The 14,699-nt window shown below is 73.7% G+C and carries 13 protein-coding genes; 6 read left to right on the top strand and 7 right to left on the bottom strand.

Going from position 1 to position 14,699, the window contains the following annotated elements; all coding sequences use genetic code 11:
* Nucleotides 1-19: 19 nt before the first annotated feature.
* Nucleotides 20-658, top strand: coding sequence for a hypothetical protein (locus tag OG556_RS03705; RefSeq protein WP_371515828.1), 639 nt, complete (start codon nucleotides 20-22; stop codon nucleotides 656-658).
* Between the two features lie 112 nt (nucleotides 659-770).
* Here OG556_RS03705 and OG556_RS03700 read toward each other — a convergent pair whose 3' ends face one another.
* Nucleotides 771-2,261, bottom strand: a complete 1,491-nt coding sequence (locus OG556_RS03700; protein ID WP_371515827.1) for an aminopeptidase P family protein — start codon at nucleotides 2,259-2,261, stop codon at nucleotides 771-773.
* 58 nt (nucleotides 2,262-2,319) lie between these two features.
* Between OG556_RS03700 and OG556_RS03695 the strand changes: the two genes are divergently transcribed.
* On the top strand, nucleotides 2,320-3,018 hold the full coding sequence (locus tag OG556_RS03695) for a helix-turn-helix domain-containing protein (RefSeq protein ID WP_371515826.1): 699 nt from the start codon (nucleotides 2,320-2,322) through the stop codon (nucleotides 3,016-3,018).
* A 109-nt stretch (nucleotides 3,019-3,127) separates the two neighbouring features.
* Nucleotides 3,128-3,832, top strand: coding sequence for a hypothetical protein (locus tag OG556_RS03690; protein ID WP_371515825.1), 705 nt, complete (start codon nucleotides 3,128-3,130; stop codon nucleotides 3,830-3,832).
* A 126-nt stretch (nucleotides 3,833-3,958) separates the two neighbouring features.
* Here the strand turns inward: OG556_RS03690 and OG556_RS03685 are convergent, their stop codons facing one another.
* From OG556_RS03685 to bioB, 4 genes are read right to left on the bottom strand one after another with little or no spacing between them, the layout of a single operon-like run.
* Complete coding sequence (locus tag OG556_RS03685) at nucleotides 3,959-4,405, bottom strand: hypothetical protein (RefSeq protein ID WP_371515824.1); 447 nt, start codon at nucleotides 4,403-4,405, stop codon at nucleotides 3,959-3,961.
* Nucleotides 4,406-4,459: 54 nt separating this feature from the next.
* On the bottom strand, nucleotides 4,460-5,218 hold the full coding sequence (gene bioD, locus OG556_RS03680; RefSeq protein ID WP_371515823.1) for a dethiobiotin synthase: 759 nt from the start codon (nucleotides 5,216-5,218) through the stop codon (nucleotides 4,460-4,462).
* Nucleotides 5,215-6,519, bottom strand: coding sequence for an adenosylmethionine--8-amino-7-oxononanoate transaminase (locus tag OG556_RS03675; RefSeq protein WP_371515822.1), 1,305 nt, complete (start codon nucleotides 6,517-6,519; stop codon nucleotides 5,215-5,217). Before OG556_RS03675 ends, bioD begins: the two co-directional genes overlap by 4 nt.
* Nucleotides 6,520-6,548: 29 nt before the next feature.
* On the bottom strand, nucleotides 6,549-7,826 hold the full coding sequence (bioB, locus tag OG556_RS03670; RefSeq protein WP_371515821.1) for a biotin synthase BioB: 1,278 nt from the start codon (nucleotides 7,824-7,826) through the stop codon (nucleotides 6,549-6,551).
* Between the two features lie 306 nt (nucleotides 7,827-8,132).
* Here bioB and OG556_RS03665 point away from each other — a divergent pair, with 306 nt between their 5' ends.
* The gene (locus OG556_RS03665) at nucleotides 8,133-8,984 is read left to right on the top strand and encodes a hypothetical protein (RefSeq protein WP_371515820.1); all 852 of its coding nucleotides are present in this window, start codon (nucleotides 8,133-8,135) and stop codon (nucleotides 8,982-8,984) included.
* A 61-nt stretch (nucleotides 8,985-9,045) separates the two neighbouring features.
* On the opposite strand, the gene OG556_RS03660 is transcribed toward OG556_RS03665, so the two are convergent.
* Nucleotides 9,046-11,538, bottom strand: coding sequence for a DEAD/DEAH box helicase (locus OG556_RS03660; RefSeq protein ID WP_371522554.1), 2,493 nt, complete (start codon nucleotides 11,536-11,538; stop codon nucleotides 9,046-9,048).
* A gap of 171 nt (nucleotides 11,539-11,709) precedes the next feature.
* On the opposite strand from OG556_RS03660, the gene OG556_RS03655 reads away from it, so the two are divergent.
* A complete protein-coding gene (locus OG556_RS03655) occupies nucleotides 11,710-12,909 on the top strand; it encodes an 8-amino-7-oxononanoate synthase (RefSeq protein WP_371515819.1) in 1,200 nt (399 codons plus the stop codon).
* Nucleotides 12,910-13,013: 104 nt separating this feature from the next.
* Nucleotides 13,014-13,535 (top strand): hypothetical protein, encoded by a 522-nt coding sequence (locus OG556_RS03650; RefSeq protein ID WP_371515818.1) that lies wholly within the window; start codon nucleotides 13,014-13,016, stop codon nucleotides 13,533-13,535.
* A gap of 11 nt (nucleotides 13,536-13,546) precedes the next feature.
* Here the strand turns inward: OG556_RS03650 and ligD are convergent, their stop codons facing one another.
* Complete coding sequence (ligD, locus tag OG556_RS03645) at nucleotides 13,547-14,554, bottom strand: non-homologous end-joining DNA ligase (RefSeq protein WP_371515817.1); 1,008 nt, start codon at nucleotides 14,552-14,554, stop codon at nucleotides 13,547-13,549.
* Between the last annotated feature and the right edge of the window lie 145 nt (nucleotides 14,555-14,699).

The following is a 14,699-nucleotide window of genomic DNA, read 5'->3' as shown; positions in this document are numbered from 1 at the left end:
GCCGGATACCGTGGGACGTATGCGAATGCTGAGGCGGTGGTTCCGTCGGCCGGACTTCGACCACGAGGCCTTCGAGGAAGGGCTCCAGAGGTCACTGGAGCGGTTCCACGGCGATCTGCTGAACTACCCCGCCGACGGGCCCTGGGGCGAAGTCGCGTACTGGGACCCGCTGTCGGCCGTCCGGCTCTTCGGCGGCGGGGTCGGTGACGGGCGCTGGGAGGACCGGAGCCGGCTGGGCGTGCCCGGGCCGTTCTACGCCGGTATGACGGACACCGGCCTCAACGGGCCGTTCTACCTGCCCGCGCACGTCCTCTCCAGCGAGGAGCACTGCGAGTTCGTCTACCGTCAGCCGGGCGACTTCCGGGAGCTGGCGGCCCTCGTCGGGGTCGCCCAGATGGAGCCGATCGGCGGCTTCAACTGCGACGGCGACGACTACTGGACGCCGGAGACCGTCCGGGCGTGGTGGCACGGGCGGGACGCCGTCCGGGAGTGGATCGCCGCCGAACTGGCCGACACCGACGGGCGCAACGACCCCGAGGCGTTGCGCGGGTACGCGGCGTACCTGGACGACGGGCTGGAGGACTACCTGCGGGGCTACGTCTTCTGGTTGACCGAGGGGCGCGAGCCGGGGCTCGACGAACCGCTGCCGACACTCTGACGCCTGACGCCTGACGCCTGACGCCTGACGCCTGACGCCCGGCGCCCGGCGCCCGGCACCGCGCCGTGCGGCACCCGGGATCTCCCGGGTGCCGCAGCTGTCGTTCCGGGGCTCAGCCGCGCAGTTCGGCGAGCCAGGCCTCGACCTCGGTGGAGGTGCGGGGGAGGCCGGCCGAGAGGTTCTCGTTGCCGTCCTCGGTGACCAGGATGTCGTCCTCGATCCGGATGCCGATGCCGTGGTACTCCTCGGGCACCGTCAGGTCGTTCTCCTGGAAGTAGATGCCCGGCTCGACGGTGAGCACCATGCCCGGCTTCAGCGGGCCGTCGACGTGCTCCTCGGTGCGCGAGTGGGCGCAGTCGTGGACGTCGAGGCCGAGCATGTGGCCGGTGCCGGCCAGGGTGAAGCGGCGGTGCAGGCCCAGCTCGTACACCTTGTCGGCGGTGAGGTCGCCGAACAGGCCCCAGGAGGTGAGGTGTTCGGCGAGTTCGCGCTGGGCGGCGTGGTGGAAGTCGCGGAAGTCGGCGCCGGGCTTCACCGCGGCGATGCCGGCCTCCTGTGCCGCGAACACCGCGTCGTAGACCTTGCGTTGCAGGTCGGTGAAGCGGCCGCTGACCGGGAGGGTGCGGGTGACGTCGGCGGTGTACAGCCGGTTGGTCTCCACGCCGGCGTCGAGCAGCAGGAGGTCGCCGGGCTTGGCGTGGCCGTTGTTGCGCACCCAGTGCAGGGTGGTGGCGTGCGGGCCGGCCGCGGCGATGGTGCCGTAGCCGACGTCGTTGCCCTCGATCCGGGCGCGGACGAAGAAGGTGCCCTCGATCAGCCGCTCGGGGGTCTCGGTGTCGGTGCCGAGGATGCGCACGACGTCCTCGAAGCCGCGGGCGGTGGCCTCGCAGGCGAAGCGCAGCTCGGCGATCTCGAACTCGTCCTTGACCAGGCGCAGTCCGGACAGGAAGACCTCGAACTCCGCGTCCCGCTCGGCGTCGGCCCGGCCCTGGAGGGACTGCTCCACGCCCGCGTCGTGGCGGCGCAGCACGCGCACCGGTCCGGTGGCCGCGCGCAGATCGGCGTGGACGGTGCGGACGTCCCGGCAGGGCAGGCCGAGCAGGCGCTCGCTCTCGGTCAGGCTGTTGCGGCGGCCGTCCCACAGCTCGCCGTGGTTGTCCAGCCAGAACTCGCCGTTGTCGGTCCGGGAGCGGTCGCGCAGGTAGACGGCGGCCCGGTGGCCGGTGTCGCCGGTGGGCTCCAGGACCAGCACGGCGTCCTGGGACTGGTCGCCGGTCAGGTAGACGTAGTCGGAGGACGGGCGGAACGGGTAGTCGGTGTCGTTGGCCCGCACCTTCGGGTTGCCGGACGGGATCACCAGCAGTTCGCCGGGGAAGGCCGCGGACAGCTCGGCGCGGCGGCGGGCGGTGTGCGCGGCCTGCGGGATCGGCTCCAGGGCGCTGCGCTCGGTGTCGGCCCAGCCCTGCTTCATGTGCTCGGCCAGCTCGTCGGTCACCCCGCGGGTGAGGCCGTTCTTCCGGTACTTGATGGTCTCGGCCGGTTCGGTCACTGCGGTCTCCTGGTGAGGGTGGTGGATGCGAGGCGCTTCGCTACGCTGGCCCATCCGTCGGCCTACGTCCCGTACGGTATATCGAACACTGTCCGGAGAGAAGGGGGAAGGCGTGAGCGTCTCCGAGGGATCCGTCCGGGGCGTCCTCGCCGCCAACCTGAAGCGCGTCCGGGCCCAGCGCGGGCTGTCGCTCTCCGAGCTGTCCCGGCGGGCCGGGATCGGCAAGGCGACGCTCTCCCAGCTGGAGTCCGGCACCGGCAACCCGACCCTGGAGACGGTCTTCGGGCTCTCCCGGATCCTCGGCGTGCCGATCTCCGACCTGGTCGACGGGCGGCCCGCCGGCGCGCTGACCGTGGTGCGCGCCGCCGACGTCGAGGCGCTCAGCGGCGAGGGCGTCGACCTGCGCCCGCTGCGCCGGATCGAGGCCGGGGACTCGGTGTTCGAGGTCTACGACCAGCAGGTGCGCCCCGGCGGCACCCAGGACTCCGGCGGCCACGTCGGCACCGAGCACACCATCGTGCAGGCGGGTCGGCTGGGCGTGCGGGTGAACGGGTGCGAGACCGAGCTCGGGCCGGGGGACTACGTCGGCTTCGACGCCTCGCTGCCGCACGCGTACACCGCGCTGGGCGGCGAGCCGGTGCGCTCGGTGCTGCTCCTGCACCACCGGGCGGAGCAGCGGCTGCACCTGGCGGACCAGCCGTGCCAGGCAGGCCGAAGGGAGCAGGCGGGCCAGCCGGGCCGGGCGGACCGGGCGGACCGGGCGGACCGGGCGGACCAGGGCGAGGCGGCCGCGCCGCAGCCCGGCCACTGAGCGCCGTCCGGTTCGCCGACGCGCGCCGGTCGTTCGGTTTACCGAACCCTCGAAGTGGGCGCGATCCGACCCCGCCCCACCACGCCGGGGCCGTTCGCATGCATCCCCTATGATCCCCACCCCGGCGGCCTCCGGCGTCGGCGTCTACCGGCCCGGCGACCGCAGCGTCAGCGAGAACAGCCACAACGACGTCCACCTGGGGACCTCCGGCACCTCGGCCCTGTTCACCGGCCCGGACGACGTCCCGCTCACCGGCCACTGGAACGGCCCCGGCATCGACCGTGTCGGCGTCTACCACCGGGGGACGGCGACCTTCGTCCTGCCCAACGCCGACGGCACCACCTCCACGTACCCGTACGGCAACCCGGGCGACGTCCCGCTGATCGGCGACTGGACCGGCCAGGGGCGCAGCACCATCGGCGTCTACCGGCCCGGTGACCAGACCTTCTACCTGAGCAACGACAACGTGAACCCCACGATCGGGATCAAGTACGGCAACCCCGGCTGGACCCCGCTCGTCGGCAACTGGAGCGGCAGCGGCGCCGACACCATCGGCGCCTACGACCCGAACACCCAGATGTTCTACCTGCGCAACACCAACACCCCGGGCGACGCCGACCACGTCTACAGGTTCGGCAATCCCGGCGACACCCCGATCAAGGGCGACTGGGACGGCACCGGCATCGACACCGCCGGCGTCTACCGCGCCACCGACCGCTCCTTCTACGGCTCCGCCAAGGAAGGCACCCTGCTCACCTACGGCACCCGCTTCGGCAACGCCGGCGACCTGCCGCTGGTCGGCAACTGGGGCTGAGCGCCAGCCGGTTGACCCTGCTCCCGGACGCCACCGCGGCGACCGGGAGCACCCGGCCGCCACCCCGGCGGTGCGATGGCGCGACGGCGGCCCGGCCGGCGTCCCGTCACCGCACCGCCCCGCGGCTCAGGGGTTGTTCAGGGCGTAGGTGCGGAAGGTGGCCAGCAGGGGGAGGACCTCGGTCTGGCTCGGGTCCTCGGTCACGGCGCGCATGGAGTCGATCACCGCGCGGGCGATGGCCTTGGTCACCGCCAGGTCGTCCCGGGGCGCGAGGGCGCCCCAGGTCTTCAGGGACTGGGTGAGCAGGGCGCTCATCCGGGCGCCGATGTTGGAGCTCACCGCGTCCGAGAGTTCGGCGATCTCCTCGTCGCTCATGGTGGACCGCAGGCCGAAGGCCAGGGCCATCAGGGTGTCCATCGCGTGCTCGCCGTACGCGGCGACCAGCGCCGGGAGCGACCGCTCGTCCGCACCGCCCGCGGCGAGGGCGGAGAGCGCCTCGTCGTCGTCCTTCCACGCAGCCTCCAGGGCGGCCAGGGCCCGAAGAGACTCGTCTACCGTCATCCCGTCTGTCATGGGAGGAACGGTATTGAGCCCGTAGCGTCCGAACCCAGGGTTCGGGCGCCGGAATCACCCCTTCGAGCGAAGCGGGGCCTGTTCGGGCCGGTGGGAGTGCGTGAAGTGCTCCGCGTCCCAGGTGCCGCCCAGCTCGGGGGAGAGCGAGGCGAGGGCGAGGTCAGCGAAGTCCGCGGCGGCTGCGGCGCGTTCCGGCAGGGCGCCGAGCAGCGGGGCGCCGGCCGAGCGCGGCAGGTCGGCGAGGTTGCACCGTTCGGCGAGCCCGGGGGCGGTGGGCCAGGAGCCGACGAGCACGCCCGCGAGGGGGAGTCGGCGGGCGGCCAGGGCCTCCGCCGTGAGCGCGACGATGTTCAGCGTGCCCAGTCCGGCGGAGGCGACGAGCAGGACCTCGGCCGGCAGCCCGGCGTCCAGGACGGCCCGGGCCTGGTCGGCCAGGGTGCGGCCCTCGTCGTCGTAGCGGACGAGCAGCCCGCCGGCGCCCTCGACCAGCACCAGGTCGTGCGTGGCGGCCAGTTCGGCGACGGCGGCGGCCACCTCGGCGGGGGAGAGGAAGGGCATCCCGGCCCGCCGGGCGGCGGTGTCGGGCGCCAGCGGCTCCGGGTAGCGGACGAGCTCACGGATCGTCAGGTCGCCTGCCAGGCGCCGGACTTCGGCGGCATCGCCGGGCTCGCCGGGGGCGATCCCGGTCTGTCCGGGCTTGAGCACCGCGACCCGCAGGCCGGCCCGCAGCGCGGCCGAGGCGACGGCCGCCGTGGCGACGGTCTTGCCGACCTCGGTGTTGGTGCCCGTCATGAACAGGATCCGCGTGCTCATCCGGCCACCGCCGCAGCGGTCACGGCGTCGGCGATGCGTGCCACGTCCTCGTCCTCCGTCACGTAGGGGGGCATGGTGTAGATCAGGTCCCGGAAGGGTCGCAGCCAGACGCCGGCCCGGGCGGCCGCCTCGGTGGCCGCCGGGACGTTCACCGGGTGGTCCAGCTGGACGACGCCGATGGCGCCCTGGACCCGGACGTCCCGGACGCCCGGGAGGCCGGCGGCGGCCGCGAGCCCGTCGGCCAGCCCGGCCTCGATGCGCTTGACCCCGACCGCCCAGTCCTGGCCCAGCAGCAGCTCCAGCGAGGCGTTGGCGGCCGCGCAGGCCAGCGGGTTGCCCATGAAGGTCGGCCCGTGCGCGAGCACCGGCATCTCGCCGCGGCTGATGCCGTCGGCGATCTCGCCGGTGCACAGCGCGGCGGCGAGGGTCAGGTAGCCGCCGGTGAGCGCCTTGCCCAGGCACATCACGTCCGGCGAGACGCCCGCGTGGTCGGCGGCGAACAGCGCGCCGCTGCGGCCGAATCCGGTGGCGATCTCGTCGAAGACGAGCAGCACCCCGTACCGGTCGCAGAGTTCGCGCAGCATCCGCAGGTAGGCGGGGGAGTGGAACTGCATCCCGCCGGCGCCCTGCACCACCGGTTCGACGATGACGGCGGCCAGTTCGTCGGCGTGCCGGGCCATCAACTCCTCGAACTCGGCCGCGTACCCGGCGTCGAGCGGGGCGTCGAACCCGGCCGGCGGCTGCGGGGCGAACAGCTGCCCGGGCAGCACCCCGCCCCACAGGTGGTGCATGCCGCCGTCCGGGTCGCAGACGGACATCGGGTGGAAGGTGTCGCCGTGGTACCCGCCGCGCCAGGTCAGCAGCCGACGCTTGGCCGGCTGGCCGGTGGACTGCCAGTACTGGAGGCACATCTTCATCGCGACCTCGACGGCCACCGAGCCCGAGTCGGCGAGGAAGACGTGCTGCAGCGGCTCGGGCGTGATCTCGACCAGCGTCGCCGCCAGCCGGACGGCGGGCTCGTGGGTGAGCCCGCCGAACATGACGTGGCTCATCCGCCCCAGCTGCTCGCGCACGGCCTCGTCCAGCACCGGGTGCCGGTAGCCGTGGATGGCCGCCCACCAGGACGACATCCCGTCGACGAGCTCGCGCCGCCCGCCCGCGACGGGCTCGGCGAGGCGCAGCCGGACCCCGGAGGCGGATTCGACCACGTACGGGGTGGCGGTGCCGGGCATCGGCCCGTACGGGTGCCAGACGTGGGCGCGGTCGAGGGCGAGCAGCGTGTCCGCGGACAGCTGGGGCATGGTGCGTCAGTCTCCAGAACTATGAACTATCAGGCATTGGGCGCGAGTTCGGTGCCGGCGCCGCGCAGCCGGACCTTGACGAGGTCGCTGCGCAGCTCCCCGTCCGAGCCGCCCGAGCCGTCCGAGCCGCCCGAGGTGCCCGAGGAGTCCGAGGTGCCCGAGGAGTCCGAGGCGGCGTCGTCGGCGTCGACCGCGACGGCGGCGTCGGCCGGGGCGTGCGCGTGCCCGCCGCACGGGCCGCAGCCGCCGCCGCTGCCGCAGGCCGAGGCCGCGGTGCCGCAGGAGGCGGCCGCCGCGACGTCCGCGCGGTGGCGGGGCAGGGTGGCCTCGCCGGCGCCCTCGACCTCGAACCCGGCGTCCTTGATCATGTCGAGGTCGGTCTGCCCGGCCTGGCCCTCGCTGGTCAGGTAGTCGCCGAGGAAGATCGAGTTGGCGACGTGCAGGCCGAGCGGCTGCATCGAGCGCAGGTGCACCTCGCGGCCGCCGGCGATCCGCACCTCGGTGTCCGGGTTGACGAAGCGGACCATCGCCAGGATGCGCAGGCAGCGCTGCGGGCTGAGGTTCCACTCCTTGGCGAGCGGGGTGCCCTCGAACGGGATCAGGAAGTTGACCGGGACGGAGTCCGAGCCCAGCTCGCGCAGCGCGAACACCACGTCGACCAGGTCCTCGTCGCTCTCGCCCATGCCGGCGATCAGGCCGGAGCAGGCGGACAGGCCCGCGCCGTGCGCCTTCTGCACGGTGTCCACCCGGTCCGCGTAGGTGTGGGTGGTGGTGATGTCGCCGTAGGTCTTCTCGGAGGTGTTGAGGTTGTGGTTGTAGGCGTCGGCGCCGGCCGCCTTCAGCCGCTCCGCCTGGTTGTCGGAGAGCAGGCCGAGGCAGACGCAGATCTCGACCTCGGGGTCGGCGTCCTTGATGGCGGCCATGGTGTCGGTGACCCGGTCGATGTCGCGGTCCGTGGGGCCGCGGCCGCTGGCGACCAGGCACACGCGCTTGGCGCCGCCGGCCACCCCGGCGCGGGCCGCCTCGGCGGCCTGGTCGGGCTTGAGCCAGGTGTACTTGAGGATCTCGGCCTTGGAGCCCAGCCGCTGCGAGCAGTAGTTGCAGTCCTCCGGGCAGAGCCCGCTCTTGAGGTTCACCAGGTAGTTGAGCTTCACACGTCGGCCGAACCACCTCCGGCGGACCTTGCCGGCCGCGGCGACGACGTCCAGCAGCTCGTCGTCGGTGGTGGCGAGGACGGCCAGCGCCTCCTCGCGGGTCGGGACTTCGCCGCGCAGGCCCTTGGCGGTGAGGGTATCGAGCAGATCCATGGGGCCGATCCTGCCTGGTGGCGCTCGAATGGCGCCAGAGGGAACCCGCCAGAAGATCGGCGGAAGGATGTGCCACTTGCCACAGTGTCGAAGCTCACGGTGTCGCCGCTGGTCACGAGCTTGACGCCGGGGCGAATCGGAGGTTACCGGCCGGTAGGAGGTGGCTGTGGCGAAGGGCCGGGGAGGTCGGCGCGGGGCGGTCGCCGGTACGCGCGCCGGACGGTCGCGGGCGCCCGCGCGCGGCGGTGACCGGCAACCGCCCACCCAGTGATCCACGCCACCCGACGGTTGCTTAGAATCTGCGCCATGACCACGCAGGGGGAGCGCACCCCGACTCCGGGAGAGGGCCAGAACGGCCAGGCAGTGCGGCGGACCGGCGGGGCCCCCGCCGGCGCGGGCACGGACCTGATCGGCAGTCGGAGCGGCGGCAGGGGCAGGCGGTTGACGGCCCGCCGGGCGGTGGGCTGGGTCGTCGTGGTGGGAGTGGTGGCCGCCGGCGGATGGATCATCACCCGCCCGATGCCCGGCGACTACATACCCGGGCTCGGCCCGTCCACCAAGGACGCGGCCAGGACGCCGCCGGTGGTGGGGACCCCGCCGCCGCGCACCGACCCCGAGGGGCTCAACGCGGACACCTTCTTCCCGCCCCAGCGCCCGGTCGAGGTCGGCGCCTACAAGGCCCGGCGCGGCGGCATCCGGCAGGGCGGCAACTGCACCGAGGTGCTGCAGGACCGCACCCAGGAACTGCTCAAGGACACCGGCTGCCAGGCCTACCTGACCGTCAGCTTCACCGGCCAGGACCGCCCGGTGCTCAGCAGCGTCACCGTCCTGCGCTTCGGCGACCAGGCCGCCGCCACCCGGGCCGCCGACACCCTGCGCGGCAAGCCCGGCGCGCTCGCCTTCATGCTTCCGGACACCAACCCCGCCCCCGCGCCGTCGTCCGGCGGGCCCAAGTCGGCCGAGCCGCGGGTCGAGGCGGTCGGGCACTACGTGACGGTGGCGAGCTCCCGGCTCAGCGACGCCCGCACGCCAGGCCCCGGCACCGCGTCCACCCCGGCCGCGACCACGTCGGGCCCGGCGCTCACCACCGAGCAGGCCCTGGAGGAGGCGACCCGCGCGCTCTCCTACGCGGCGGGCGCGCCGTTCGTCTGGATGTGACGCCGCGCCGGCCCCCCGCTCCGGGGGGCCGGCGACTCCGCAAGCGGGGGTTGACGGACCGTCAGCCGCCCAGCCGGTCCACCGCGGTGACCCGCAGCACCGCCCGGCCCTCCTCGTCCGAGCCGTACAGGTCGACCTCGGCGCTGATGCCCCAGTCGTGGTCGCCCTCCGGGTCGTCGAAGATCTGCCGGACCTTCCAGGCGGAGTCCTCCTCCTCGATGATCAGCATCTTGGGGCCGCGCGCGTTCGGGCCGGTGCCGAGGTCGTCGTACTCCTCCCAGTACCCGTCCATGGCGTCCGCCCAGCGGTCCGCGTCCCAGCCGTACGAGCCGTCCAGCTCGGCGAGCTCCTCGTAGTGCTCCAGCGCGCACAGCTCGACCCGGCGGAACAGCTCGTTGCGCACCAGCACCCGGAACGCCCGCGCGTTCGCCGTCACCGGCGCCGGCTTGTCGTCCAGCGTCACCTCGGGGGCCTGCGGGTCCGTCGGGTTGGCCAGCTGCTCCCACTCGTCCAGCAGGCTGGAGTCGACCTGGCGGACCAGTTCGCCGAGCCAGGCGATGACGTCCTTCAGGTCGTCGGTCTTCACGTCCTCGGGGACGGTCTGCTCCAGCGCCTTGTACGCGCTCGCCAGGTAGCGCAGCACGATGCCCTCGGTGCGCGCCAGCTCGTAGAAGCCGACGTAGTCCGAGAAGGTCATCGCCCGCTCGTACAGGTCGCGGACCACCGACTTCGGCCTCAGCTCGTGGTCGCCGATCCACGGGTGCGCCCGGCGGTACACCTCGTACGCGTGGGTGAGCAGCTCCTCCAGCGGCTTCGGGTAGGTGATCTCCTGGAGCCGCTCCATCCGCTCCTCGTACTCGATCCCGTCGCGCTTCATCTCGCCGACGGCCTCGCCGCGCGCCTTGTTCTGCTGCGCGGCGAGGATCTGGCGCGGGTCGTCGAGGGTCGCCTCGACCACCGAGATCACGTCCAGCGCGTACGAGGGCGAGGTCGGGTCGAGCAGTTCGAAGGAGGCCAGCGCGAAGGTGGAGAGCGGCTGGTTGAGCGCGAAGTTCTCCTGGAGGTCGAGGGTGAGGCGCACGATCCGGCCCTCGGCGTCCGGCTCCGGCAGCCGCTCGACCACGCCGCCCTGCAGCAGGGAGCGGTAGATCGCGATCGCGGTGCGGATGTGCCGGCGCTGCGCCGCGCGGTCCTCGTGGTTGTCGGTGAGGAGCTTGCGCATCGCCTCGAAGGCGTTGCCGGGGCGGCCGATCACCGACAGCAGCATCGCGTGGCTCACCTTGAACCGGGAGACCAGCGGCTCCGGGTCGGCGCCGATCAGCTTGTCGAAGGTCTCCTCGGTCCAGCCGACGAAGCCCTCCGGCGCCTTCTTGCGCACCACCTTGCGCTTCTTCTTCGGGTCGTCCCCGGCCTTGGCGATCGCCTTGTCGTTCTCGATCACGTGCTCGGGCGCCTGCGCCACCACCTGTCCGACGGTGTCGAACCCGGCCCGGCCGGCCCGCCCGGCGATCTGGTGGAACTCCCGGGCGCGCAGGATCCGCACCCGGTTGCCGTCGTACTTGGACAGCGCCGTGAACAGCACCGTACGGATCGGCACGTTCACCCCGACGCCCAGCGTGTCCGTCCCGCAGATCACCTTCAACAGGCCTGCCTGGGCGAGGCGTTCGACCAGCCGGCGGTACTTCGGCAGCATGCCCGCGTGGTGCACGCCGATGCCGTGGCGCACGAAACGGGACAGGTTGCGGCCGAACTTGGTGGTGAAGCGGAAACCGCCGATCAGGTCGGCGATGGCGTCCTTCTCCGCCTTCGAGCACATGTTGATGCTCATCAGCGACTGCGCCCGGTCCACCGCCTCCTTCTGCGTGAAGTGCACCACGTAGACCGGCGCCTGGCCGGTCTGCAGCAGCTCCTCCAGGGTGTCGTGCATCGTGGTGCGGCGGTACTCGTAGAACAGCGGCACCGGGCGGGTCGTGTTGCGCACCACCGTCGTCGGGCGGCCCGTCCGGCGGGTCAGGTCCTCCTCGAAGCGGCGCACGTCGCCGAGCGTCGCCGACATCAGCAGGAACTGCGCCTGCGGCAGCTCCAGCAGCGGGATCTGCCAGGCCCAGCCGCGGTCCGGCTCCGCGTAGAAGTGGAACTCGTCCATGACCACCTGGCCGACGTCCGCCCGGAGCCCGTCGCGCAGCGCGATCTGCGCCAGCACCTCGGCGGTGCAGCAGATGATCGGCGCGGTCGGGTTCACGCTCGCGTCGCCGGTCATCATGCCGACCTGCTCGGTGCCGAACATCTTGACCAGGTCGAAGAACTTCTCCGACACCAGCGCCTTGATCGGCGCCGTGTAGAACGTCCGCTTCCCCTCCGCCAGCGCCGCGAAGTGCGCGCCCGCCGCGACCAGGCTCTTGCCCGAACCGGTCGGCGTCGCCAGGATGACGTTGTTCCCCGACACCAGCTCGATCAGCGCCTCCTCCTGCGCCGGGTACAGCGTGATCCCGCGCTCCTCCGCCCACGCGGCGAAGGTCTCGTACAGCGCATCGGGCGTGGCGGGCTTCGGCATCAGATCAAGGAGGGTCACCCGGCTATCTTGCCTGCTCGCCGCCACCCCGGGCAAAGCCCGCCCTCCGCCGGCACCCGCCCCGGGACTGTCCGGATCGCTGCACCCGCGGCCGCGAAGCTGTGCGCGGCCGCACATTGATCGCGGCGGCGGGGCCGTGCCAGAGTGCCGGGCATGGTCCAACCGCTCGCGTCCGGAACGCACACCACCGACCCGGCCCCGGCGGCCGTCTTCGACTGGCTCGACGAGGCCGCCGAGCTGCGGGCCGAGGCCGGGCTGACGCGCCGGCTGCGCAGCCGCGCGGCGCAGGACCCGGTGCTCGACCTGGCCGGGAACGACTACCTGGGGCTGACCAGGCACCCGGCGGTGACGCGGGCGGCCGCCGAGGCGGCGCTGCGCTGGGGCGGAGGATCGACCGGGTCGCGGCTGGTGACCGGGACGACCGCGCTGCACACCGAACTGGAGGAGGAGCTCGCCGCGTTCTGCGGGGTCGAGGCGGCGCTGGTGTTCTCCTCCGGGTACACCGCCAACCTGGCCGCGCTGACCGCGCTCACCGACCCGGACACGCTGATCGTGTCGGACGCCTACAACCACGCCTCGCTGATCGACGGCTGCCGGCTCGCCCGCGCGGACGTCCACCGGGCCCCGCACAGCGACCCGCAGGCCGTCCGGGAGGCGCTGGAGCGCCGGACGCAGCGGCGGGCGCTGGTGGTCAGCGACTCGGTGTTCTCGGTGGACGGCGACGCCGCCCCGCTGGCCGGGCTGTCCGCCGCCGCCCGGGCGCACGGCGCCGCTCTGCTGGTCGACGACGCGCACGGGCTGGGCGTCCTCGGCCCCGGCGGCGCCGGGGCGCTCGCGGCGGCCGGGCTCGCCGGGCAGCCGGACACCGTCGCCACCGTCACGCTCTCCAAGTCGCTCGGCTCGCAGGGCGGCGCCGTGCTCGGGCCGCGCCGGGTGATCCGCCACCTCACCGAGACCGCCCGCACCTTCATCTTCGACACCGGCCTCGCCCCGGCCGCCGTCGCCGCCGCTCTCGCCGCGCTGCGCCTGCTGCGCGCCGAGCCGCACCGCGCCGACCGCACCCGCGAGGTGGCCCGCGGCCTCGCGGCCCGGCTGACCGCCGCCGGGCTCCTGGCCTGCGAGCCGGACGCGGCCGTGGTGTCGGTGCGCGCCCCGGGCGCGGAGGCCGCCGTCGCCTGGGCCGCCGACTGCCGGCGGGCCGGGCTGGCCGTCGGCTGCTTCCGCCCGCCGTCCGTCCCGGACGGGGTGTCCCGGCTGCGGCTCACCGCGCGCGGGGACCTGACGGACGCGCAGCTCGCGGAGGCGGTCCGGATCATCGCCGAGCTGGCGCCGGAGGGCGCCCGGGCCGGCTGACACCCGCCGGAAGGGACGCGGGGCGGCCGCCCGCCCGGCTGCCCGCCCGGCCGCCCGTGCAACCGTCCGGCCGTCGGTGGCGTCACCCCAGCGGGGGTGAGTCGATGGGGGTGGCGGTGCGGCGGTGGGGGCCGGTGGCGGCCGGGGTGCTGTTGGCGGTGCTGGCCGGATGGCTGGTGGGAGGGCCGGTGCGGCAGTTCGGGCAGGCGGCGGGGCTGGTGGGGACGCCCGGGATGTTCCGCGCGGAGCGGTGTCTGATCCCGGCGAACGAGGACGGCCCGCATCCTTCGGACTGCCGGGGCGTGTTCCGCCCGGACGGCGGCGGCCCGGCGCACGAGCACGCCCGGATGTGGGCGGGCGCGACGGTCGGCGAGGACGTCTGGGCGGTGTGCGAGGGCGACGAGTGCCACCTGGTGTCGGACGCCGAGGTGGCGCGGACGGTGATGCTGCTGGGGCTGGCCCTGGCACCGGGTGTGGCGGGCGTGCTGCTGACCGGCGTCGGCCTGCGCGCGTGGCGGGTCGGCCGGGGGCTGCTGCTCTCCGGCGCGGTCGTGGGCGTCCTGCTGTTCACCCTGGTGGTGCTGGGCGGCGTCTTCTGGTTCGTGCTGGCCATGACGGGGGTGTGAGCCCGGCCGGCCTACGCCTTGCGGGCCCGGCTGGGCTGCACCCGGGGAGGCTCGCCGGCCGCCTTGGGGTGGTCGGGCGGGTACGGGAGCTCGCCGAGGCCCTCGTCGCGCAGCTGCTTGTCGTACAGCTCCAGCAGGCCGTCCAGACGGTACGCCCGGCCGTCCATCTCGGCGTTCAGGTCGCCGAGTTCGGCGAAGCGGGCGGGGACGGTGCGCAGGTCGAAGTCCTCGGGGGAGGCGTCGTCCAGCTCCTCCCAGCGCAGCGGGGTCGAGGCGGTGGCGCGCGGGCGGGCGCGCAGCGAGTAGGCGGAGGCGATGGTGCGGTCGCGGGCCATCTGGTTGTAGTCGACGAAGATCCGCTCGCCGCGCTCCTCCTTCCACCAGGCGGTGGTGACCTGCCCGGGCATGCGCTGCTCCAGCACCCGGCCGAGGGCGATCACCGCGTGCCGGCCGTCGGTGAAGGTCCACTCGGGCACCAGCGGGACGTACACGTGCAGGCCGCGCCCGCCGGAGGACTTGGGCCAGCCGCGCAGCCCGTACTCCTCCAGCAGGGCGCGCAGTTCGTGGGCGGCGCGGACGGCGTCGTGGAAGTCGGTGCCGGGCTGCGGGTCGAGGTCGATGCGCAGCTCGTCGACGTGCTCGGTGTCGGAGCGGCGGACCGGCCAGGGGTGGAAGGTGAGGCAGCCGAGGTTGGCGGCCCACAGCACGGCGGCCGGCTCGGTGGGGCAGATCTCGTCGGCGGAGCGGCCGCTGGGGAAGCTGATCCGGGCGGTGGGCAGCCAGTCCGGCAGGCCCTTGGGGGCGCGTTTCTGGTAGAAGAACTCGCCGTCCACGCCGTCCGGGAAGCGCTGCAGGGTGGTGGGCCGGTCGCGCAGCCCGCGCAGCACCCCGTCGGCGACGGCCAGGTAGTACTGCGCGACGTCCAGCTTGGTGAAGCCGCGCTCGGGGTAGTACACCTTGTCCGGGTTCGACAGCCGGACGCTGCGCCCGGCGACATCCAGTTCCACGGCTGAGCCCATGCTCCTCACGCTAAGGGCGCCGTGCGCGGCGCGCGTCTTTTCGCCGTGGGCCCTTTTCGCCGTGGGCCCTTCTCGTCGCGGGGCCTTTTCGTCGGGCGCCTTTTCGTCGGGCGCCCTTTCGTCGCGCGCCTTCCGGCCGTGCGCG

The organism is Kitasatospora sp. NBC_01300, from assembly GCF_041435235.1.
Classification (GTDB): domain Bacteria; phylum Actinomycetota; class Actinomycetes; order Streptomycetales; family Streptomycetaceae; genus Kitasatospora.
This window is presented reverse-complemented; position numbering and strand designations above follow the sequence as displayed.

Coding starts and splice junctions, on each gene's coding strand:
- OG556_RS03660 (WP_371522554.1), bottom strand. CDS start 11,538: ATGCCGAAGCCCGCCACGCCCGATGCGCTGTACGAGACCTTCGCCGCG.
- OG556_RS03650 (WP_371515818.1), top strand. CDS start 13,014: ATGGGGGTGGCGGTGCGGCGGTGGGGGCCGGTGGCGGCCGGGGTGCTG.
- OG556_RS03665 (WP_371515820.1), top strand. CDS start 8,133: ATGACCACGCAGGGGGAGCGCACCCCGACTCCGGGAGAGGGCCAGAAC.
- bioB (WP_371515821.1), bottom strand. CDS start 7,826: ATGGATCTGCTCGATACCCTCACCGCCAAGGGCCTGCGCGGCGAAGTC.
- OG556_RS03675 (WP_371515822.1), bottom strand. CDS start 6,519: ATGCCCCAGCTGTCCGCGGACACGCTGCTCGCCCTCGACCGCGCCCAC.
- OG556_RS03655 (WP_371515819.1), top strand. CDS start 11,710: ATGGTCCAACCGCTCGCGTCCGGAACGCACACCACCGACCCGGCCCCG.
- OG556_RS03685 (WP_371515824.1), bottom strand. CDS start 4,405: ATGACAGACGGGATGACGGTAGACGAGTCTCTTCGGGCCCTGGCCGCC.
- OG556_RS03705 (WP_371515828.1), top strand. CDS start 20: ATGCGAATGCTGAGGCGGTGGTTCCGTCGGCCGGACTTCGACCACGAG.
- OG556_RS03690 (WP_371515825.1), top strand. CDS start 3,128: ATGATCCCCACCCCGGCGGCCTCCGGCGTCGGCGTCTACCGGCCCGGC.
- bioD (WP_371515823.1), bottom strand. CDS start 5,218: ATGAGCACGCGGATCCTGTTCATGACGGGCACCAACACCGAGGTCGGC.
- OG556_RS03700 (WP_371515827.1), bottom strand. CDS start 2,261: ATGGGCCAGCGTAGCGAAGCGCCTCGCATCCACCACCCTCACCAGGAG.
- ligD (WP_371515817.1), bottom strand. CDS start 14,554: ATGGGCTCAGCCGTGGAACTGGATGTCGCCGGGCGCAGCGTCCGGCTG.